Source organism: Kitasatospora sp. NPDC058184 (assembly GCF_042883725.1).
Taxonomy (GTDB): Bacteria; Actinomycetota; Actinomycetes; order Streptomycetales; family Streptomycetaceae; genus Kitasatospora.
Genome location: NZ_JBHVVE010000006.1, coordinates 241,446 through 261,706 on the forward strand (window position 1 = coordinate 241,446; position 20,261 = coordinate 261,706).

The window sequence follows — 20,261 nt, forward strand, 5'->3', positions numbered from 1 at the left end:
CTGGTGAGCGTGTCTACGCCCTTAGGGGTCGCGCCTCAGGGATCGGTCCGGGTAGCAGTCCCGGACAGGGACTCCTTCGGGTTCGGCGCCCGCCGAAGGGGGCCGGGTGCGAGGCGGCCCGACGGCTCGGTGGCGCGGGGGAGACCCCGGGCCACCGAGCCCGCTTCACGGTGTCAGCCGGTAGGCGCGGAGCGCGGTCTGCTCGACGGAGCCGCCGTCGGCATCCCGGGCCACGGCCCTGAGCGAGACGAAGCCGCCCGTCCCGGCCGGCGGGTCGACGGTGACCCGGTAGCCGCTGTCGCCCGGCTGCACCGGGGCGTTGCGCCAGTTGGCGCCGTCGTCGAAGGAGACCTGGACCTCCAGGCTGGCGACGGTCGCGGCGGGCGCGCCGCTCTGCCGCTCCACGGCGGCGAGCAGCGTGTGCTGCTTGCGCGGCGCCTGGTTGTCCGGGTTGACCGGGGCGGTGAAGCGGACCGCGTGGATCGGCAGCGGGGTGCTGCGCGGGGCGCCGCCGGGGCCCGGTGCGACGGCTCCCGAGCGGAAGGTCCAGACCGCCTCGACGGTGCCGGACAGCGCGGCCCACGGCTCGGACCGGGTGGCCTTCGCGGTCAGCCGGTAGGTGGCGTCGCCGGCCGGCACGGCGAAGTCGGCGGACTCCCGTGCGCTGCTGCCGATCCGCTTGCCGTCCCGCTCCAGGTCGATCCGGACGGTGTCGTCCAGCCGCCGCGTCCACGGTGAGCCGATGTGGCCGGGTGAGGCGTCGCTGAACAGCTGCGGCGCCAGCGTGAGGAAGCCGTCGCTGGTGCGGGCCATGGTGGCCGCGCCGCCCTGGCCGGGGGCGAGGCCGGGTCCGATGACGGCGGCGTTCCAGCGCTCGGCACAGGTCTCGCCGGCCGCGCAGCGCAGGGCACCGCTCTGGCTCACCGTGGAGGGGACCATCTCGCCGCCGGGCCCGGCGTTCTGGCCGAAGGTCGTCTCGCGGCGCTGGTCCTTGACGGTGAAGTACTCGGTGCGGACGGCCGGCAGCGCGAAGTTCGGCTCCGCGATGCTGAGGCCGCCGACGCCGCCGGCCTCCGCGAAGCTGCTGAAGTCGCCCGCCGTGCCGGGGGCCTGGGCGAAGTAGCGGGTGTTGAGGGTGGCCAGCTCGCCGGGGTCGACGGTGAAGGCCGGGTCCGGGAGCCCGCCGGTGGTGTGCACCAGCAGGTCGTAGCGGTCCGGCAGCCGTCCGTTCTGCTGCTGCGGGCCGTTCTGGACGCTCTGCGCCGTGAAGTCCAGCCGGCCGGCGCCGGGTCGGCCGCCTGGGATGACGTACAGGTTGCCGGGCCGGCCGATGGCCGCGAAGGAGTCGGCGCACCCCTCGTCGCCGCCGGTGCGGTAGCAGTAGGCCGCGGAGAGCGACCAGCCGGTGGTGGCGCGGCCGGGCACCGTGACGGTCAGCTGCCTGCCCTGCCGGGCGTCGACGGCGATCCTGGTGTCGCCGCGCAGCTCCAGCTCGGGCTGGAGGAACAGGGTGGACGTCGGGCTTGCGGTCCCGGCGCCGGGGGTGACCAGCTTGCCGCCGAGGTTGTAGCGGCCCTCGGGTACCCGGGCGGTGGCGGTGCCGCCGGTGAACCGGAGCGGGAAGGACTCCCGGGTGTCCAGGTTGACCAGGCCGATCATCGACTGGGTCATCCAGGTGCCCGGTCCCACCGGAGCGCCGTCGCGGTCGACCGCGGTGACGGTGACGTCGTGCCGGACGGCCTCGCGGGTGAGCGCGTACGGGGTGGTGACGGCGGTGCCGCCGGGGCCGGTCGCGGTCACCCGGCCGGTCAGCGAGGCGCCCGCGGCGATCCGGGCCGGGTCCACGGTCACGGTGGCCGGTGCGCTGGCGCCGGCCGGGACGGTCAGCCGGGCGGGGGCGACGGTGAACCCGCCGGCCGGCCCGGTGGACCAGGCGGCCAGGTCCAGGGTGACAGGCGTGCCGCCGGCGTTGTGGTACGTGACGGTCCGGCTGGTCGGGGCCGCGTCGGACGCGTCGTCCAGGCGGATCCCGGTGCCCTCGGCGGTCGCGTACACCTCCTGGGTGGTGGCCCGGGCGACGTCGACCCGCCCGGCGCCCTGCTCGTACGCGCCGCGCCCGGCCAGCGGGGCGGCGGAGGACACGAGCGTGGCCTTGAGCTGCGGCCCCTTCCAGTCCGGGTGCTGCTGGAGGAGCAGGGCGGCGGCTCCGGCGACGTGCGGGGCCGCCATCGAGGTGCCGGAGATGGCCGTGTACCGGTCGCCGACCGGGTTCTGGCCGTCCGTCCCGGCGGCGCGGGCGGCGACGATGCCGATGCCGGGGGCCGTGAGGTCCGGCTTGACGGCGTGGTCGCCGGTGCGAGGGCCCTGGCTGGAGAGGCCGGCCAGCGAGCCGTCGCGGTCGACGGCACCCACGGTCAGCGCGGCGTCCGCCGAGCCGGGGGTGCCGACGGTGCCGGGCCGGCCGCTGTTGCCGGCCGCGGCGACGAAGAGCGTGCCGTAGCGGGCGGAGAGCGTGTTGACGGCCTGGGCCAGCGGGTCGGTGCCGTCGGTGGCGGCGCCGGTGAAGCTGGTGTTGACGATCGGCGCGCGGGCCGCGGCCCACTCCATGCCCTGGAGCGCCCAGGACTCCTGGCCGTTGCCCTCGTCGTCCAGCACCTTGCCGACCAGCAGCCGGGCCTCGGGGGCGACGCCCCTGAACCGGCCGTCGGAGGCGGAGCCGGTGCCCGCCACGATCGAGGCGACGTGCGTGCCGTGGCCGTCCGCGTCGGAGGCCACTGGGGTGGGGCCTTCCCGGGCCGGGTCGGCGAGGGTGAAGTCGGAGCTCTCGCCGAGGGAGCCGGCCACGTCGGGGTGCCCGCGGTCGATGCCGCTGTCCAGCACCGCGACCTTGACGCCCTTGCCGGTCCAGCCGGACGACCAGGCCTGCGGGGCGCCGATCTGCGCGGTCGACCGGTCGAGCGCGGCGGTCACCTTGCCGTCCAGCCAGACCTTGTCCACCCCGCTCGCGGCGAGCCCGGCGCCGGGCCGGGCGAGCTGCTGCCAGAGCTCGCCCGTGCGGGCCTTCGGGGCGCGCAGGGCCACGCCGTGCACGCTCTCCAGCGTGCGTACGACGGTGGCCCCGGCCGGCGGCGCGGCGGCGGCGAACCCCTTGGCGCCGGGTCGGTCCGAGCCGAGGATCAGCGGCAGCTCGGCGGTGCCCGCGTCGTCGTAGCCCTGGGCGATCAGCCCGGCGACGTCGAACAGCCGCGGGTCCAGCCGCCCGGTGCTCAGCGGCTCGACGGCGTCCGCGGGGAGCAGGGTGAGCGTGCCCGGGGCGCCGGAGCGCTGGGTGAAGGTCACGTCCTCGCGTCCGGGCCCGGGCTGTACGGCGACCAGCGACACCCCGCCGTCGGTGCCGACCAGGGCGGTGACCCGGTCGCCGGTCACCAGGGTCACCCGGACCGGCCGGCCCGCCGCCGGTGCGGAGCCCCCGGCGGGTGCCTCGGCCGGCGACGCCCAGCCGGCCGGGGCGACGGCCGTGCCCGCCAGCACCGCGCCCAGCGCGACGGCCGGCCACCGGCCCACCCGCCTCGGGCCTTTTCTGTGTATGCCTTGCATAGTGTCCTCTCGGTGGGGCGACGCCCTGGATTCGGCGGGCCGCTCGCCGGCCCTGCCACTGGATCGACGGAGCAGGGGGCCGCAGAGGATGTCACGGCCCGTCAGAAAGATCCCTCGGGTTTTCCCCCTCCGGTGACATCCCGGCAGCGGGTCCGCTCCGTCGGAGAGGGCAGAGACGAACGGAGGGCACGCCCTGTGCGTAGCGCAGACCTGGAGGAGTTCCGCGGCTTCGCCGAGGACCGGTTGCCGCACCTGCGGCGGACCGCGTACCTGATGTGCGGCGACTGGCACCACGCCGAGGACATCACGCAGACCGCACTGACCAAGCTGTACGCGGTGTGGGGAAGGCGGCACCGGATCGCCAACCTGGAGGCCTACGCCCACCGGGTGCTGACCCGGTCCTGCATCGACCACACCCGGCGCCGCTGGCGGCGCGAGGACCCGACGCCCGTGCTGCCCGACCGGGCCGGCCAGGGAGCCGACCCCTCGCTGGGCCTCCAGGTCCGGGCCGCGCTGGCCGCGCTGCCGCCGCGTCAGCGGGCCGTGGTGGTCCTGCGGTTCTGGGTCGACCTGGACATCGCGGCCACCGCCAAGGCGCTCGGCTGCACCGCCGGCACGGTCAAGAGCCACACCTTCCGGGCTCTCGCCCGGCTGCGCGAGCTGCTCGGCGAGACCGACCCGTTCGACGAACTGGCCGTCACCCCTACCCCCCTGAAGGAACTGCTGTGACACATGACCACGCCCTCGACGGGCAGGACGAGCTGCGGGCCCTGCTCGCCACCGGGCTCGGCACCGAACCGCCACTGCCCGCCGACTCGGTGGACGCGGCAGTGGCCGCCGGACGACGCCGCAGCGGCGTGCGGCTGGCCGTGCGGGCCGGCGCCGGGGTGGCAGCCGCCGCGGCTCTGACCGCCCTGCTGGGGGGCCTGCCGACCGGCGGTGCCGCCCACGACCCGGGCGGCACGGCGGTGGCCGCCGACCCGCTGACCGGCCCGCTGACCCTGGCCGGCGCGGCCGGCGACGCCCCGCAACCGCTGCGACCGGACTCCTTCGGCCCCGGCGGCGGCCGGCCCACCGGCTGGAGCAGCGAGCAGCTGGGCGCCACCCTGGCCGGGCTCCTTCCGGCGGGCGGCGGCACGACGGTGCGCGGCGGTGACATTCCCGGCCGCACCTTCCGGGTCGACTGGGCGTCCCCGGTGGGCCAGGTGGAGCTCGTCGGCGGCGCCGACCGGACCGCCGACGCCCCGAACGTACCGCTCTGCGCCACGATCGCCCTGCCCAAGGTCACGCCGCGCCCCGGCGTGCCCTCGCCGCAGGAGGCGGCCCCGCGCACCAACTGCCAGGTGGCCGAACTCCCGGGCGGCGCCCGGGGCGAGGCGATGACGCTGACCTTCCCGCAGGGCGGCCGCGTCTCCCAGTACGTCCGCGTGCAGCGTGCCGACGGTCGGACGGTGACGCTCCAGCAGTGGGCCGGCGCGTCCGGCGCGGGCCTGGGAACGGACGAGCTGCTGGCGATCGCCGACGACCCCGCCTGGCGCTTCTGACCGGCCGCGGCCCGGGACGCGTCCGCCCCGCCGTGCGCCTGCCCGGCGGGGCGTGACCCGTGCTGTCGGCCCCCGGGGCGGGACGGTGGGCATCCGAGAAATATTGGTATAGACCTAGTCGGCTAGCTGGCTTAGCCTCCCTGTGGTGACGAGCGGGACCATACGGGGGTATCTGCTGTGCTTGAGGTGCTGGGCATCGAACCGTCGGCGGAGGCGGTGTACCGGCTGATCGTGGAGGAGCCGGGGTTCCGGGTCGTCGACATGGCCGAGCGGTTGGGGTGGAGTGAGGAACGGGTGCGGGTCGCGTTGAACCGGTTGGCCGAGCTGGACCTGGTGAACCTGGAGGACGGCTGCCGGGACGCGGTGCCGTTCAACCCGGACGTCGGGTTCGGGTTCCTGCTCTCGCGGGCCACCGCCGACCTCAGCCGGCGCCAGCGGCAGATCGAGTCCGCCGAGCAGGCGGTGACGGCGCTGAGCGCCCGGTTCAACGCCAACCGGGCCTCGCGGTACGAGGTCATCCACCGGCTGGAGGGGCTGGACATGGTCCGCAAGCGGCTGGAGGACCTGGCCTCCACCGCCGAGCGCGAGTGCCTGTCGCTGCTGCCCGGCGGCGCCCAGCTGCCGGACACCATGGACGCCAGCGAGCCGCTGGACCGGCAGGCGCTGGAACGCGGGGTGCGGATCAGGAGCGTCTACCAGGAGAGCTTCCGCAACGACCCGGCGACGCTGGAGTACGTCCGCTGGTTCACCCGGCTCGGCGGGCAGGCCTGCACGGTGCCCTTCCTGCCGCTGCTGCTGGTGGTGGTGGACCGGGAGACCGCGCTGGTGCCGATCGACCCGCAGGACGGCCGCGCGGGCGCGCTGGAGGTCCGGACCCCGGGGGTGGTGAGCGCGCTGGCCCTGCTGTTCGAGGAGTTCTGGGCGGCGGGCACGCCGTTCGGCCAGGACCCGCGCCGCAACGAGCACGATCTGACGCCCCAGGAAAGGGAGTTGCTGCTCCTGCTGAGCATCGGCTGCACCGACGAGGTGGCCTCCCGGCGGCTCGGGCTGTCGCTGCGCACGGTGCGCCGGATGAGCTCCCAGCTGATGAACCGGCTGGGCGCGCGCAGCCGGTTCGAGGCGGGGGTGCGCGCCGCGAAGGAGGGCTGGCTCTGACCGACGGGCACGGGGCCGGGGCCTGTCCCGCACGACAGGCCCCGACGGCTGGCGGGAGGTCCGGTCAGGCCGCGGTGTCCAGCCGTCGGCGCTGCTCCTCGTCGAGGACGAGGTCCAACGCGCCCAGGCTCTCCTCCAGTTGGGCGACGGAGCTGGCGCCGACCACCGGGACGGTCGGGACGGGGTGGCCGATCAGCCAGGCCAGCACCACCTGGTTGACGGTGGCGCCGGTCTCCTCGGCCACCTCCGCCAGTACGGCCAGCCGGGCCTTCGTCTCCGGCCGCTCGTACTCCGCGCGCAGCGGGCGGTCCGGGCGGCAGTACGAGCCGCCGAGCAGCGGGGAGTAGGCGAGCAGCGCCATCGAGGGCCGCGCCGTGAGGTACGAGAGCAGGGCCTCGTCGGCGTGCTTCTGGACGCCGAAGTCCGCGTCGGGCCTCGGCCGCAGGTAGCTGTGGCGCTGCTGGACGCACCGGTAGCCGGGCCAACCCCGGTCGGCGGCAAGGTCGTTGGCGTCGGCCAGCTGGGCGGCGCTGTGGTTGCTGCACCCGAGGGCGGTGACCTTGCCGTCGGCGACCAGCCCGGCGAAGGCGCCCATGGTCTCCTCGACCGGTGTGGCCGGGTCGGCCACGTGCGCGTAGTACAGGTCCAGCCGGTCGGTGCCGAGGCGGCGCAGGCTGCCCTCCGCCGCCTCCCGCACCGCGCGGGCGGACAGGCCCTCGATGTGCTCGGGGAAGGGCAGTCCGGGCACCGGGCGGGCGCCGAGCTTGGTGGCGAGCACCAGGTCGTCGCGGTTGCCGCGGCGGGCCGTCCAGCGGCCGAGCAGTTCCTCGCTCTCGTAGCCGTTCGCGCCGGGCGCCCAGAAGGCGTAGTTGTTCGAGGTGTCGATGAACGTCCCACCGGCTTCCGTGAACCGGTCGAGGATCGCCGTCGCGGTCTCCTCGTCGACGGTGGTGCCGAAGGTCATCGCGCCGAGACAGAGAACGCTGGCCGACTGGCCGTCAACTCCGAGGCTGCGGTACCGCATCAGTCTTCCCTCCAGGGGGATCGGCAGTGGTGTCGCCGGGCGCGGCCGGGGCAGTGCCCCGCCGCGACCTGGTCACCAGAATCATTACCCCGGCGGTGCCCAGTTCGGCCACTGTGCAGACCAGCCGGGAGACGATCGCGGCCGCGCCGGCCGTGGAGACCGGCACGACCGTCGACAGCGACAGCACCAGGACCATCTCCCGGGCGCCCAGGCCGTCCGGGAGGACGATCGTCAGCGTGCCCGCGACGGTGGCGAGCGCGAACCCCCCGACGCAGGCCGCCAGCGAGCGGCCGGGCGGCCCGCCCAGGGCGACCACGATCAGCCACAGGTGCAGGCCGGCCGAGAACCAGGACAGCAGGGCCAGGGCGAGCGAAACCCGCACCGCGCGGGGCGAGTTGCGCCCGGACGGCGGCGGCCGGCGGAACAGCCGGGCGCCGTGCTCCACCGCCGCGCCGATCAGGCCCGGACGGACCACGAAGCAGAGCAGGACGAGGACCGGCAGGGCCAGCCACCAGGTGTTGCCGCCGAGCACGGCGGGCGCGATGCCGAGCGCGGCGAGGCAGGCGGTCAGCATGGTGATGCCCAGGCTGACCACGTAGGTGGTGACCATCCGTCCGGCCGTGGCCCCGTACTCGGCGCCCAGCTGGATGTGCGCGAGCAGCCCGAAGACCGGGGTCGGGAGGAACTTGCCGAGCAGCCCGCAGAAGAAGATCCGGGCGCTGCCGAACAGCCCGACGGGCGGCCCCAGGTCGTCCAGGACGGCCCGCCAGGACAGCAGGCCGAGCAGCAGCCCGCCGACGTTCGTCAGTACGGACACCGCCAGCAGGGCCAGGGACCAGCCGTCCGCCATCCTGGTCACCAGGCTCCAGGCGTCGTTGCGGGCCACCGCGACCAGGCCCGCGATGCCGGCCACCAGGAGGACGGCGGTCAGCAGCCGCCGCCGGCCCCGCGGCGGGCCGGCCGGACCGCCTCCGGACGCGTCCGCTGTAACACCGTCCGTCGCGACGCCGTCCTTCGTGACACCGTCCGTCATGACGCCGGGTGCCGCGGCCGCCGGAAGCCGCGTTCGGTGAGCGCCCGTACCGCGCCCCGGGCGACGCCCGCCACCAGCGCGGTGTGCAGCAGGAAGTGGTAGCCGACGAACACCGGGTAGTACCGCAGCCCCTGGTCGCGCACCACGAACCGGGCCAGCCCCGGGTCCGCCACCGCGAACCAGGCCACGCCCAGCGCCGGGAGGACGGCCGCCTTGGGCGTGAGCAGCAGCAGCGGCAGGCTCCCCCAGGTGGCGGCGGTGGCCAGCACGCCCGGCATCCGGTTCGCCTTGAGCGCCCCGGGGCTGAAGCGGTGGGCGCCGGCGAACGCCACCAGCAGCTGCGAGCGCCGGTACTGCTCGCCGAGCAGCGCGCCCAGCCGCTCCACGTCGTCGTGCCGGCCGGTGATGCGCTCGGTCAGCAGGATCGGGTACTTCGCCGCCAGCCGCTCGCTGTACTCCACGTCCTCCGACTCCCGCAGGGTCTCGTCCAGCGGGCCGATCTCCTCGTACACCTCCCGCCGGATGGCGCACATGGCGAAGAAGACGGTGCGCACCCGGCCGGTGGCCCGCCGGCGCCACCAGTACTCGTGCAGGACGCGGTAGCGCTCGACCGGGCCGTCGTCGAACAGCGCCCGCTTGCCGACCACCCCGTGGACGCAGCCGAGGTCGGGCTGCTCCGTCAGCAGGGCCACGGCGTTCGCGACCGCGTCCGGGTCCAGCGCGATGTCGGAGTCCAGGAAGAACAGGATCTCCCCGGTGCTCTCGGCCGCCCCGCGGTTGCGGGCGACGGACACCCCGCCGTTGCGCTGGGTGATCAGCCGGACGGGGTAGCGCCGGACGATCTCCGGGGAGCGGTCCGAGCTGCCGTCGTCGACGACGAGCACCTCGTGCACGGGGTAGGTCTGCGCGAGGGCGGACTCGACGACCGCCGCGATGGTCTTCTCGTAGTTGTAGTTGGGGATGATCACCGACACCGTTGGTCGTGCCTCGGCCGTGCGTGCGTCCGGATCAGCCATGTGTGCCTCCCGTTGCGGGCCCGGTGATCCAGGCGTCCTGGCGGAGATGGTCGGATGTGCCCTCGGGGCTGCTCAGCGAGTAGCGGTGGGTCCGGGAGCCGTGTGCGGTGAACGCCCAGTCGAAGCGCCACCAGTCGTGCCAGCTGCCGGCGTCCCAGGACATCGGCAGGACCGTGTCGCCCGCGTCCGCCGCGTCCTGGGTGAGGCCGCGCAGCTCGTTGAGGTCGCCCATGCCGGCGTTGGTGTTGAAGTCGCCGGCGATGAACAGGGGGTCGGGGTTGGCCCGGACGTCCCGGACCAGCCCGTCGAACTGCTGCCGGCGCTCCCGCTGCCGGCGGTGCACGTCGGCCGGGAAGTCCTGCGGGGGCATCCCGTAGGCGACCGGCACGAGCATGTGGACGTTGTAGAAGGACATCACCGAGCCGTTGACCGCGAGGTCGGTGCGCAGCACCTTGGCCCCGGCGAAGACGCGCGACCAGTCGCCCTCCCCGCGCGCCCGCAGCTCCTGGTCCGGGCCGACCGGCGGCTGCGCCACCACAGGGAACCGGGAGAGGGTCACCAACTCGCCCCGGGTGACCACCTGGTAGCCCGGGAACTCGCGCTTCAGCCGGGCGGTGTCGTCCACCTCGCGGGCGCCGTCGGCGCCGGCCGCGTCGTCCCAGTGCAGGTACTCCTGGAGCAGGTACACGTCGGCGTTCTGGGCCTTGAGGTAGGCGTAGAACCGGTCCGGGTCCACGTCGGAGCCCCAGTACTCGGTGTTCTGCGCGACGACGTGGATCGCGCCGGGCGGCACCGTCCGGTCGGCCGTCGCCGCGGCCAGCGTCAGCCCCGACTGGTCCAGCCCGACGGCGAGCGAGAGCACGCCTATGACGGCGGGCCAGCGCACCCGGCCGCGGCCGCGGCGCAGCCGGACGGCGAGGGCGGCCAGCAGCACCAGCAGCGGGACGCCGAGCAGGACCGGGGGCGGGGCGGCCCCGGGGACGACCCAGAACCAGGCCCGGCCGGTCAGGGCCTCCTGGAGCGCGCAGAACAGCAGCCACCCGGCGCTCACCGCGGCCAGCAGCCGGACCGGCCAGGTGGCGGCCCGGTCGGCGAGGAACCAGGACCGCCGGGGCCGGGGGAGCGCGAAGCGCCCGGGCTGAGGGGCCGTCACCATGACTGCACCGCCAGCAGGAGTCCGAAGCCGGTCAGCCACAGTCCGCCGACGGCGAGCATGGTCCGGTCCGTGAAGAGGGTCCGGGTCGGTTCGCCGCCGCCCTCGCTGACCAGCAGGATCTGCAGGTAGCGGGCGATCGCGAAGACCGCCAGCGGGGTGGAGAGCAGGATCCGCAGCTGGCGCATGCCGCCGGCCGCGGCGTCGCTCTGCAGGAAGGACACGTAGGCGAGCACGGTCACCGAGGCGGCGAAGGTGACCATGCTGTTCAGGAACGGGACGGAGTAGGCGCGCAGGGCCGGCCGGTGCAGCTCCGAGGGCCCGCCCTGCACCGAGGTCAGCTCGTGCCGGCGCTTGCCGAAGCCGAGCAGGATGCAGACCGAGAAGACGCAGAGCAGGAACCAGGAGGAGATCGGGACGGAGGCCGCCATGGCGCCGGCGCAGACCCGCAGCACGAAGCCGGTGGCGATGACGAAGACGTCGACCACCGAGACGTGCTTGAGGACGAAGCTGTACAGGATGTTGGTGACCGCGTAGACGAGCACGGGGACGGCGGCGGCCCCCGCGGCCGCCGAGCCGGCCAGCAGGGCGAGGTAGAGGACGGCGCCGAGCACGATGGCGACCGGGACCGGGACGGCCCCGGAGGCGATCGGGCGGTGGCGTTTGACCGGGTGGCGGCGGTCCCGCTCCCGGTCGGCGAGGTCGTTGACGACGTAGGTGGCCGAGGACGCGAGGACGAACAGGACCAGGACGGGCAGGGCGTCGGCGACGGCCGGCCACGGCGAGGCGCCGGACGCCAGCAGGGGCAGTACCAGGACGACCGCGTTCTTCGGCCACTGGAACGGTCTGACCAGCCGGAGCAGGCCGCGCACCAGCGAGCCGCGCCGGGGCTCCCCGGGCAGCCCGGACCCGCCGGGCTCCTCGGGCAGGTCGGCGGGCGGGGGGCCGGTGGCCCCGTCGGGCGGATGCACCGGCGGGCCGACGAGGCCCTTGCGGTACTCGCTCGCAGTACTCACTTCCGTTCCCTTCGCTGCTGTCAGAAGAGGACCTTGACCGTGCGCAGGGCACCCTCGCGCCAGCGGTCGGAGTGCGTCCGGCCGGTGGTGCCGGCCACGGCGGACCGGTTCGCGCGGTACCAGGTGAAGCTGCGCTCGATGGCGGTCGCGTTGGAGTGGCGGGGGGTGAAACCGAGCACCTCGCGGGCGTCGGTGATGTCGACGCAGGAGTCCCGGGTGAGCTTCTGGACGAGGCGTCCGTAGACCGGGGACAGCCGCAGCGCGGCCAGCGTCCGCAGGGCGGCCTTCGCCGGGCCGAGCGGCAGCGGGACGACCCGCTTGCCGTGGCCGGCGAGGTCCAGGACGACCTGGCAGTCCTCGCGGAACGAGCCGTACTCGGCCGCGCCGACGTTGAACTCCCGGTTGACCCGCTCGCCCGGCAGGGTCAGCACCGCGGTCACCAGGTCGCAGAGGTCCTCGACGTCCAGCATCTGGTTGAGGGTGTGGCCGCCGCCGAGGACGGGGAAGCCCCGGCCGTCCAGCGCCCAGTCGAAGAGCATCGCGAAGACGCCCAGCCGGCCCGGGCCGATGAAGGTCTTCGGGCGCAGGACGGGCACGCACATGCCCCGGTCGCGGTAGTCGGCGCACAGCCGCTCGGCCGCGATCTTCGCGGCGTTGTACGGGTCGACCGGGACCAGCGGGTGGGTCTCCGGGGTCGGCGTGCGCTCCGGCAGGCCGTACACCGCGGTGGAGGAGATGTGCAGCACCCGGTCGGTCCCGGCCCGCCGGGCGGCGTCCAGGACGGTGCGGGTGCCGTCGACGTCCACCGAGCGGATCTCGGCCGCCGGGTGGCTCGGCAGGGCGGCGGCGCCGTGCACCACCACGTCCGCCTCGGCCGCCAGCCGGCCGAGCAGGGTGCGGTCCCGGACGTCGCCGACCACCGCCTCCACGGAGGGCAGGGCGGCGAGTCCGGGTGGCAGCGGGCGGCGGTCGAGGGCGACCACCCGGTGGACGGGCGAGCTGCCGAGCCGCCGGACCAGCGCGCTGCCGAGGAAGCCGGCCGCGCCGGTGAGCAGTACGCGCTGGGGGCGGGCGGTGGAGCGGGGGCCGTCGGGCGTCACGGGGCTGTCGGTGGTCACGGGCGGCCTGCCGGCGGGGTGGTCGGGCCGGGGGCACCGGCGAGCGGCGGACGGGCGGCGCCCGCCGGGGGCACCTGGCGCCGGTACAGCCGCCGGAACCGCGGGCTCAGCAGCCACTGGCCGGCCCCGACCGCCGCGCCCGCCGTCACCGCGGTGCCCGCCGCGAAGTGCAGGGCGGTGTACGCGACCGCCGTCGGGACCCCGCGCTCGCGGACCAGGAAGGCGTGGAAGCCGCGGTCGGCGAGCACGGCGCCGGCCGCCAGGGCGGCGGTGGCGGGCAGCGTCCGGCGGGACACCAGGGCCAGCGGCAGCGAGGCCACCGCGCCGGCCGCGGCGAGCGCGGCGACGGCCCGGGAGCGGGTCTCGAACCCGCGCATGAAGCCGCGGTGGTCCACGTAGAGCGGCACCCGCAGGCGCGCCCGGCGGAACAGCTTGCGGACCAGCCCGGACAGCTGCTCCTCGTCGTTGTGCCGCCCGACCACCGCGGAGCTGAGCTCGATCCGGTGGGTGGCCGACAGCCGTACGCCGAAGTCGATCTCCTCGGTCTGGCGCAGGGCCGGGTTGAGCCCGCCGGAGTCCAGGAACAGCGACCGGCGGATGGCCGCCAGGGCCGAGAACCAGGGGGTGACGGTGCCCTCGGAGCTGATCCGCCAGTAGTACGACTGGAGGATCCGGTAGTCCCCGACCCGGGTGGTCGGCAGCAGCGGCTCCTTGGCGGTGATGCCGCACACCGACCCGGTCTCCGGGTCGGCGGCGAGGCGCTCCACCGCGGCGGCGACCGAGGTCGGGGAGAGGCCGACGTCGGCGTCCAGGAAGAACACGATCTCGCCGCGGGCCTCCCGGGCACCGCGGTTGCGGGTCTCGGCGGGCCCCGCGTTGCGCTCCTGGCGGACCAGTCGGCACGGGTACTTCTCCGCCACCAGGGCGGAGTCGTCGGTGCTGGCGTCGTCGACCACGACGATCTCGAGGTTGGGGTAGGTCTGGGCGGTCACCGCGTCCAGGCAGGCGGGCAGTGTGCGGGCGTCGTTGTAGAGCGGGATGACCACCGACACCAGGGGAAGGGTCATGTCTGTCCTGTTCAGGCCGCGGGGATCTCGGGCAGGTCCGGGTCATCGTCGGACGGGTTGACCCGCGCCTCGCTGATGATCTTCCGGTCGTCACTGGTCAGGCAGCGGCCGGTGGCCAGGTCGAACTCCCAGTCGTGCAGGCGGCAGGTGAGGATGCCGTCCCGGTGGGAGCCGAACCGGACCAGGTCCGCCTTGAGGTGGGGGCAGAGCCGCTGGACGACGTGGTCGCCGGCCCGGGCGCGCTCCTCGGTCTGGCTCAACTCCGCGTAGTAGCCCTCGACATAGGCCATCCGCTCGGTCGAGAGAGAAGCGAAGAAGGTGGTCACGAACTCGTTGAAGGGCCCCTTGCGGGCGGCCTTGAAACGGCAGGACAGGAACAGCTCGTTGGCCCAGTCGGGGCAGCGCTCGGCGACCATCCGCTCCACCAGCGGCCGGGGCAGCTCGAAGCGGTAGCGGCACTCCTCGCCCGCCCAGCGGGCCACCCGGCGGTCCAGGAAGTCGAACAGGATCTGCTCGGTGGGTGCGGCCCCGGCTCCGGTCCCGCCGTCGGCCCCCTCCTCGGCTCCGGTCGCGTCCGGGGTGTCCACCACCTCGACCAGGACCCGGCCGTTGATGCCCTCGCAGGTGCGGTCGGCGTACTGCAGCAGCGGCTCCACCCACTCCCGCAGGCCGGTCAGCAGGTCGGTGCGGGTGGTCGGCCAGCCGGCCTTCTCCGCGCGGATCCGGTCGGCCCGGCGGGCCTGGTACTCGCGCAGGTAGCCGGTGCGGTCGTCGCGGATCCGGGCGACCGTCCGCTCGTCGACCTGCTCCAGCCGGCAGCTGCGGTCCGGGCCCAACTCGGCCACGGTGCCCGGCAGGAGGAGGTGGGTGTTGGTCACCCCGCGCTCGCGGAGGAAGTCGAGGAAGACCCACTGGTCGGGGAAGATGTTGGCGTCGTCGCCGTCCAGGTCGTTGAGGTGGAAGAGCTCCTCGTCCAGGAAGCAGGGCGGCCCGGCGAACGGGAAGACGTGCTCGGCGCCGTACTGCTCGACGTAGTTCAGGGCGCGGGCCATGCCGTTGCGGCGCTTGCGGCGGCCGACGGTCTGCTTCATCCGGGCGGGGAAGTCGTACACCATCGGGTACCAGATCGCCCCGGAGTACTGGAGGAAGTGCCCGGCGAGCGGCCCGAAGGACCTGATCCGGGGCTCGTCGACCGGGCGGGCGTCGTTCTGGTTGAGGATCCGGGTGCCGTTGTCGTCGATGAGGATCGCGGAGTCGCCGATCGGGCCGTCGGTCGGCGAGGTGAGGGCGTTGACCATCACCTGGACGCCGCCGTCCAGTTGCGTCGGTTCGAGGTCCCGGGTCTGGACGAAGTGGCGGAAGCCGAGGTCCTCCAGGGACGTCCGCAGGTCGCGGACCGGGTAGTCCGGCAGCAGGACGACGGTGTCCTTGGACATCCGGGTCCGCAGCCACTCGGCGTCGAAGTGGTCGTGGTGGAGGTGGGAGACGTACAGGTACTCCGCGGTGTGCAGTTGGGCGGTGTCCATCGCCTCGTTGTCGGGGAACGGGAACCACGAGGCGAAGAACGCCGGATTGAACCAGGGGTCGCAGAGGATGCGCCCGGCACTGGTCTCCACGAGCAGGCCGGCGTGGCCGACGGATGTGATGCGCATGAGTCTCCAATGGCGGTCGAGCGACTTCAGGAGGAGGCGGCCGGGGAGAGGCAACGGCCGTGGGGGGAGCCACCGTTGGGGGAGCGGCCGCGGTGCCGTCCGGGCGGGTGTCAGTGGCCGTCCGTGGGCCCTGTCGGCGGTCGTGGGCGGTCGTCGGCGGCCGTTAGTGGCCGTCAGTGGGCGTCGCGCCGCGGGCCGGCGGGCCGGTCGAGCACGTTGAAGTCCGCGACGGCGAACCGGGCGAGCGCCGTCGGGCCGGCGACGGCCCGGTGGGCGATCGCGATGGCGCGGCCGACGGCGTCGGTCAGGTCGCAGCCGGCGAGGTAGAAGGTCAACCGGACACCCCGGGGGGTGATGTGGACGTGGAGGTGCTCGACGCCGTCGCGGGCGGACGTGACGCTGTCCAGGGCCGAGAGCACGGCCCCGACGGTCGGCCGGGCGCCTGCCGACCCGCCTGTCGCGGCGGTCAGCAGCACGCCGACGAGGTGCACCGGAAGTCCTGGGAGCTCTGGGGGGAACCGGCCGGTCAGCCCCAGGAGAAGCCGCTGCCCACCGCGGCCGGGAAGGCCTGCGGAAACGGGCGGAAGGGAAGCGGGGCGACCGGTGCGGTGGCGAGCCCGGTCGTCGTCCGGCGTACGGGGCCGCGGGAACGCGCGGAGGTGAACATGGGGAAGTCCTCCGAATCCTGGGGGGTTTCGGGCCGCTCTCGTTCGTCCGCGGCCTCGGTGGTCCCAAGATTCGCACGGGCCCCGGCGCGCTCACACGGGTTCAGGGTGACACCAAACGCGTGGCAGCTTCGGGCCAGGAAGGGGACGTCGCGCCGACCCCGGATGAGCTGCGCGGCAGTCGACTTGGCAGGTTTCGGTCAGGCGGAAGGTGTCAGCCCGCCGCCGTCCCGCGTTCCGCGATGTGGACGCCCGGCGGCCGTCCCCGGGAGGGAATACGTGCAGGTCCCTCGCGTGGACGGCTCGGTCTCGCGAGGGACCTGAGGGTGGGTCCGGGGCCGGAGCAGGCCGGTGCCACGGCTGGGGTAGCGTTCCTTTGCCTACCCTTGACCCGGAAGACCTGATGATCGAAGCAAGCTACTCGGCCGTCCCCGCCCTCCTGCTCGTGTTCGCCGTCCTCGGGTCGGCGCTCGCCCTCGGAGCCGCCCGGTGGGCCCACCGGAGAGGCATGGCGGTCCCGACGGCGGTGCTGTGGGGGCTGAGCCTGGCGGGTGAGCTGGCGGTGACGCTGACACCGACGGCCACCGGGTACTCGGGGCAGCCGAGTTGCACGATCGGGCCCGGCGTGTGGGCCGACGCGACGGCGCAGCAGGGGCTGATGAACATCGCGCTCTACCTGCCACTGGCGTTCTTCGGCGTGCTGCTCTTCCGACGGCCGGTCACCGTGCTCGCGGGCTGCGCGGTGTTGTCCGCCGTCACCGAGGTCGTCCAGACCCTGCTCGGGACCGGACGCGCCTGCGACGCTGCGGACTTCGTCGACAACGCGGCCGGCGCCCTGCTGGGGACGCTGCTCGCCGTCGGCTGGCTGCTGGCGCGGCGGCGCGGGCTGCCCAGGCTGCGCAGGGACCTGGTCCACGGGCTGGTGCTGGGCGCCGTCGGGCTGGCGGGGGCGGGGCTGGTGGTCCACTTCGGGATCCGCACGTACCGGGACTCGCCGGGCCTCTTCGCCCCGCCGTCCGACGACATCGCGACGGCGCAGCGGGTGGCGGAGGGCGTGTTCGGCCCGCGCACGCTGGTGGACACCACCACGACCACCGCCGACCCCGGGCTCACCCAGCAGATCATGGACGTCAGCACCGACCGCGGCGACCTCCGGATCGAGCAGCCCAGCGGCCGTCTGCTCGCCGTCGCCGCCGCCACGCCCTCCGCCGACGCGGCCGGCTCGCCAGCCCTCACCCCGGAGCAGGTCGTCGCCGCCGGCCGGGCCTTCGCCGACACCTGGTTCGCCGACCGGATCGCCGGCCTGACCCCGACCGTCACCCCCGCCGGCCCGAACGGCGCTGCCCGCACGCTTGGTTACCGCCGCGAGGGTACGGCCGCGGGGCAGCCGGCGGTGCGCCTCGACCTGACCGTGGGCGCCGACGGCCGCATCCTGACAGCTTCCTCGTAGTCCCTGGTCCTCGAACTCCCGTGGTCCGTCCCGGGATTCAGGCAGGACGGGGCAGGTACGCCAGACCGTGCGCGCCCGCCTCGCCGAGCCGGGGGACCTCCAGTCGGGCCACCGGCTCCAGCGCCTCCAGGTCGATGACGTCGACGGTGGAGGAGACGGCGCAGGAGACGTAGGCGAGGCGGCCGTCGGGGGAGGAGGTGACGGTGAGCGGGAAGAGGCCCACCTCGACGGAGCCGAGCCGCTGGTGGCCGTCGGCGGCGAAGACCGTGAGACGGCCGGGGAGTTGGCGCCCCAGGGGGGATCCGGCCTCGGGGACGCTGCGCACCTCGCCGGCCAGCAGCCTGCCGGTCGGGGTGAGGTGGACCGGCAGGGCCGGGGAGTCCGTCGGGAGGACGTCCGTGACGGACGCGGTCGCGACGTCGATGACACGGATGCCGGGGGTCGGGGCGGGCGTGGCGGTGGTCGAGAAGTACGGGCCGGCGACGTAGACCCGGGCGCCGTCGGGGGAGACGGCCAGGCCCTCGCTGCCGGGGACCTCGACCTTGGCGGTCAGCACGCCCCGGTCGAGGTCCACGACCGAGACGAAGGGTGCCTCCTTGTTGGTGGCGAAGCCCTTCCGGCCGTCCGGGGTGATCGCGAACCAGTGCGGACCGGGCGCCTCGGTGTCGATCCGGCCGAGCGGGCGGCGGGTCTCGGTGTCGATGACCACGACGCCGCCGGGCCGGTCCGGGCCGCCCTCCACGCTGACGTACAGCCGGCCGCGGGCGGTGTCCAGGGCCAGCCCGTGCGGGCCGTGTTCGGGGGCGAGGTCGACCACGTCGACGACCCGCCGGGTGTCGGCGTCGATGACGGTCACCTCGGTGCGGCGGCCGCTGTTGGCGCCGTAGTAGCCCGAGCGGTAGGCGCTGGTGCACCAGAGCAGCCGCCGGATCGGGTCGAAGCAGAGCTCGTGCGGTTCGGCGAGGACCCGGACGGTGTCGAGGTGCCGGTCGGTGGCGGCGTCGAAGAACAGGATGTTCGAGCCGCTCTGGCTGACGACGGCGAGGACGTCGCCGGAGCGGTCGGTGCGGTCGGCACGCTCGGTGCGGTCGGTGCGGGAGGGCTGCGACATGAGGACTCCTCGGGGAGGGCTTCGCGGTCTCGCGGTTTCGCGGTCGTTTCCACTGTCGTCGGCAGCCGCGGCGGGAGCCATGCAAGGATCGGCATCGGATAGTTGCCCGGAATGCAAAGACCCAGGTCAGGAGCGGACGGCCGATGGATCTCAACCTGCTGCGGGCGCTGGACGCCCTGCTCCAGGAGAACAGCGTGACCCGCGCCGCCGAGCGGCTCGGCACCTCGCCGGCGGCCGTCAGCCGGATGCTGGCCCGGCTGCGCCGCGCCGTCGAGGACCCGCTGCTGGTGCGCGCCGGGCAGGGCCTCGTCCCGACCCCGCGGGCACTCGAACTGCGGGAGGAGGTCGGCGCGTTGCTGCGCGGCTGCGACAGCGTGCTGCGCCCCGGCGCCGGCTTCGACCCCGTCCACCTCGACCGGACCTTCACGCTGCAGGCCGGTGAACTGATGCTGGTACGGACGGCGGGCGCCCTCGTCGAGCGGGTCCGGGCGGAGGCCCCGCGGGTGGACGTGGTCTTCCTGCCGGAGGCGCTGGAGGACGGGCCGGCGCTGCGGCAGGGGCTGGTGGACGTCGAACTGGGCGTGCTCGGCCACCTGGACACGGAGGTCCGCACCCGGCACCTCCTCCGCGTTCCCCTGGTCGGCCTCGCCCGGGCGGGCCATCCGCTGTTCGACGGCCGCCGGATCACCGCCCGCCGGTTCACCGCCGCCGACCACATCGGCGTCTCCCGGCGCGGCAAACGGCTCGGCCCGATCGACGCCGGGCTCGCCGACCTCGGGCTTCGGCGCCGGGTGGCGGTCATCGTGCCCAGCCACACCGGCGCGATGCTGCTCGCCCGGGACAGCGACCTGGTCACCCTCGTCCCCGAGGACTGGCTGCCGGACACCGTCGCCGCGCTGGGCCTGCGCACCTTCCCGATCCCGCTGGAACTCGCCCCGCTGGAGCTGGGGATGGCCTGGCACCCGCGCAACTCGGCCGATCCGGGGCACCGCTGGTTCCGCGAGCACGTGGCGGCCGCGGTGCTGGGGCGGGAGTAGCCCCCTGCGGGGGTGCGCCCCGGCTCGGTCCGCGGTGTGTTGTCGGGATACCCTGCCGGGGTACATGGCGGCGGCTGGGGACAGGAGGCGGAGGATGGTGCGGTCACGGCCGTTCGGTCCGCCGGTGCCGTGGGCGCCGCGCCTGCTGCTGCTCGCCGCGCTGCTGTTCGGCATCGTGACGATGCACACGCTCGGCCATCCGGGCGGCGGGCACGGTGGTTCCGGCGGGTACGGCGGACACGGTGGTTCCGGCGGGCACGAGGGAGCGGGGACGCATGCCTCGGCCGTGCACCCGGCGCACCCCGCGGCCGCCGTCCACCACGGCCCGGCCGCCGCGCCCATGGAGGCCGCCTCCGCCGTCGACCCCGCCATCTTGGCCGCCTCCGCCGTCGACCCGACCATCGCCGGCGGCATGGACCCGATGGCGGTCTGCCTCGCCGTCCTGGCCGGCTGGACCCTGGTGCTGCTCCTCGCCGGCCCGCTGCTGCGCCGCAGCGGCGACGCCGCCGCCGAGGTACGGGCCCGACTGCTGCGGGCCGTCCGCGCGCTGCCCCCGCCCGGGGGCGGGCGGATACTCCTCACCCGGCTTTCGGTGCTGCGCCAGTAGGCGCGCGCCCGCCGTC

At 74.8% G+C, this 20,261-nt stretch carries 18 protein-coding genes; 6 read left to right on the plus strand and 12 right to left on the minus strand.

Features of this window, described 5'->3' with window-relative positions:
* Positions 1 to 165: 165 nt before the first annotated feature.
* Positions 166 to 3,564, minus strand: coding sequence for a S8 family serine peptidase (locus ACFVXH_RS14240; RefSeq protein ID WP_079272116.1), 3,399 nt, complete (start codon positions 3,562 to 3,564; stop codon positions 166 to 168).
* 228 nt (positions 3,565 to 3,792) lie between these two features.
* Here ACFVXH_RS14240 and ACFVXH_RS14245 point away from each other — a divergent pair, with 228 nt between their 5' ends.
* The 3 genes from ACFVXH_RS14245 to ACFVXH_RS14255 all read left to right on the plus strand — a co-directional run bounded on the left by ACFVXH_RS14245 (position 3,793) and on the right by ACFVXH_RS14255 (position 6,296).
* Positions 3,793 to 4,326, plus strand: a complete 534-nt coding sequence (locus tag ACFVXH_RS14245; RefSeq protein WP_049661368.1) for a SigE family RNA polymerase sigma factor — start codon at positions 3,793 to 3,795, stop codon at positions 4,324 to 4,326.
* Positions 4,323 to 5,141 carry a hypothetical protein gene (locus ACFVXH_RS14250; protein ID WP_074002485.1) on the plus strand — a complete coding sequence of 273 codons (819 nt, stop codon included), beginning with the start codon at positions 4,323 to 4,325 and terminating at the stop codon, positions 5,139 to 5,141. The genes ACFVXH_RS14245 and ACFVXH_RS14250 overlap by 4 nt, the downstream gene beginning before the upstream one ends.
* Before the next feature lie 177 nt (positions 5,142 to 5,318).
* Entirely contained in the window at positions 5,319 to 6,296 is a 978-nt protein-coding gene (locus tag ACFVXH_RS14255; RefSeq protein WP_049656999.1) for a helix-turn-helix transcriptional regulator, read from the plus strand.
* Positions 6,297 to 6,360: 64 nt separating this feature from the next.
* On the opposite strand, the gene ACFVXH_RS14260 is transcribed toward ACFVXH_RS14255, so the two are convergent.
* From ACFVXH_RS14260 to ACFVXH_RS14305, 10 genes are all read right to left on the minus strand, one after another.
* A complete protein-coding gene (locus ACFVXH_RS14260) occupies positions 6,361 to 7,320 on the minus strand; it encodes an aldo/keto reductase (protein WP_074002486.1) in 960 nt (319 codons plus the stop codon).
* Positions 7,295 to 8,353, minus strand: coding sequence for a lysylphosphatidylglycerol synthase domain-containing protein (locus ACFVXH_RS14265; protein WP_387823199.1), 1,059 nt, complete (start codon positions 8,351 to 8,353; stop codon positions 7,295 to 7,297). The genes ACFVXH_RS14260 and ACFVXH_RS14265 overlap by 26 nt, the downstream gene beginning before the upstream one ends.
* Positions 8,350 to 9,369 carry a glycosyltransferase family 2 protein gene (locus tag ACFVXH_RS14270; protein WP_387823202.1) on the minus strand — a complete coding sequence of 340 codons (1,020 nt, stop codon included), beginning with the start codon at positions 9,367 to 9,369 and terminating at the stop codon, positions 8,350 to 8,352. The genes ACFVXH_RS14265 and ACFVXH_RS14270 overlap by 4 nt, the downstream gene beginning before the upstream one ends.
* The gene (locus tag ACFVXH_RS14275) at positions 9,362 to 10,525 is read right to left on the minus strand and encodes an endonuclease/exonuclease/phosphatase family protein (protein ID WP_387823206.1); all 1,164 of its coding nucleotides are present in this window, start codon (positions 10,523 to 10,525) and stop codon (positions 9,362 to 9,364) included. Before ACFVXH_RS14275 ends, ACFVXH_RS14270 begins: the two co-directional genes overlap by 8 nt.
* On the minus strand, positions 10,519 to 11,538 hold the full coding sequence (locus ACFVXH_RS14280; protein ID WP_375877123.1) for a decaprenyl-phosphate phosphoribosyltransferase: 1,020 nt from the start codon (positions 11,536 to 11,538) through the stop codon (positions 10,519 to 10,521). Before ACFVXH_RS14280 ends, ACFVXH_RS14275 begins: the two co-directional genes overlap by 7 nt.
* Positions 11,539 to 11,558: 20 nt before the next feature.
* Positions 11,559 to 12,656: an NAD-dependent epimerase/dehydratase family protein gene (locus ACFVXH_RS14285; protein ID WP_380777314.1), complete on the minus strand. Its 1,098-nt coding sequence runs from the start codon at positions 12,654 to 12,656 to the stop codon at positions 11,559 to 11,561.
* Positions 12,653 to 13,723 (minus strand): glycosyltransferase family A protein, encoded by a 1,071-nt coding sequence (locus ACFVXH_RS14290; RefSeq protein ID WP_117487059.1) that lies wholly within the window; start codon positions 13,721 to 13,723, stop codon positions 12,653 to 12,655. The genes ACFVXH_RS14285 and ACFVXH_RS14290 overlap by 4 nt, the downstream gene beginning before the upstream one ends.
* A gap of 11 nt (positions 13,724 to 13,734) precedes the next feature.
* The gene (locus ACFVXH_RS14295; RefSeq protein WP_387823211.1) at positions 13,735 to 15,375 is read right to left on the minus strand and encodes a Rieske 2Fe-2S domain-containing protein; all 1,641 of its coding nucleotides are present in this window, start codon (positions 15,373 to 15,375) and stop codon (positions 13,735 to 13,737) included.
* Positions 15,376 to 15,548: 173 nt separating this feature from the next.
* Positions 15,549 to 15,866 (minus strand): hypothetical protein, encoded by a 318-nt coding sequence (locus ACFVXH_RS14300; protein ID WP_387823214.1) that lies wholly within the window; start codon positions 15,864 to 15,866, stop codon positions 15,549 to 15,551.
* Between the two features lie 35 nt (positions 15,867 to 15,901).
* Entirely contained in the window at positions 15,902 to 16,042 is a 141-nt protein-coding gene (locus tag ACFVXH_RS14305) for a hypothetical protein (protein WP_387823216.1), read from the minus strand.
* Between the two features lie 401 nt (positions 16,043 to 16,443).
* Between ACFVXH_RS14305 and ACFVXH_RS14310 the strand changes: the two genes are divergently transcribed.
* Positions 16,444 to 17,490: a VanZ family protein gene (locus ACFVXH_RS14310; protein WP_387823219.1), complete on the plus strand. Its 1,047-nt coding sequence runs from the start codon at positions 16,444 to 16,446 to the stop codon at positions 17,488 to 17,490.
* Between the two features lie 37 nt (positions 17,491 to 17,527).
* On the opposite strand, the gene ACFVXH_RS14315 is transcribed toward ACFVXH_RS14310, so the two are convergent.
* Positions 17,528 to 18,601 carry a YncE family protein gene (locus ACFVXH_RS14315; RefSeq protein ID WP_387823222.1) on the minus strand — a complete coding sequence of 358 codons (1,074 nt, stop codon included), beginning with the start codon at positions 18,599 to 18,601 and terminating at the stop codon, positions 17,528 to 17,530.
* Positions 18,602 to 18,744: 143 nt separating this feature from the next.
* On the opposite strand from ACFVXH_RS14315, the gene ACFVXH_RS14320 reads away from it, so the two are divergent.
* Together ACFVXH_RS14320 and ACFVXH_RS14325 are read left to right on the plus strand one after the other, a co-directional pair.
* Positions 18,745 to 19,638: a LysR family transcriptional regulator gene (locus ACFVXH_RS14320; RefSeq protein ID WP_387823225.1), complete on the plus strand. Its 894-nt coding sequence runs from the start codon at positions 18,745 to 18,747 to the stop codon at positions 19,636 to 19,638.
* A 94-nt stretch (positions 19,639 to 19,732) separates the two neighbouring features.
* On the plus strand, positions 19,733 to 20,245 hold the full coding sequence (locus ACFVXH_RS14325) for a hypothetical protein (RefSeq protein WP_387823228.1): 513 nt from the start codon (positions 19,733 to 19,735) through the stop codon (positions 20,243 to 20,245).
* Positions 20,246 to 20,261: the final 16 nt, after the last annotated feature.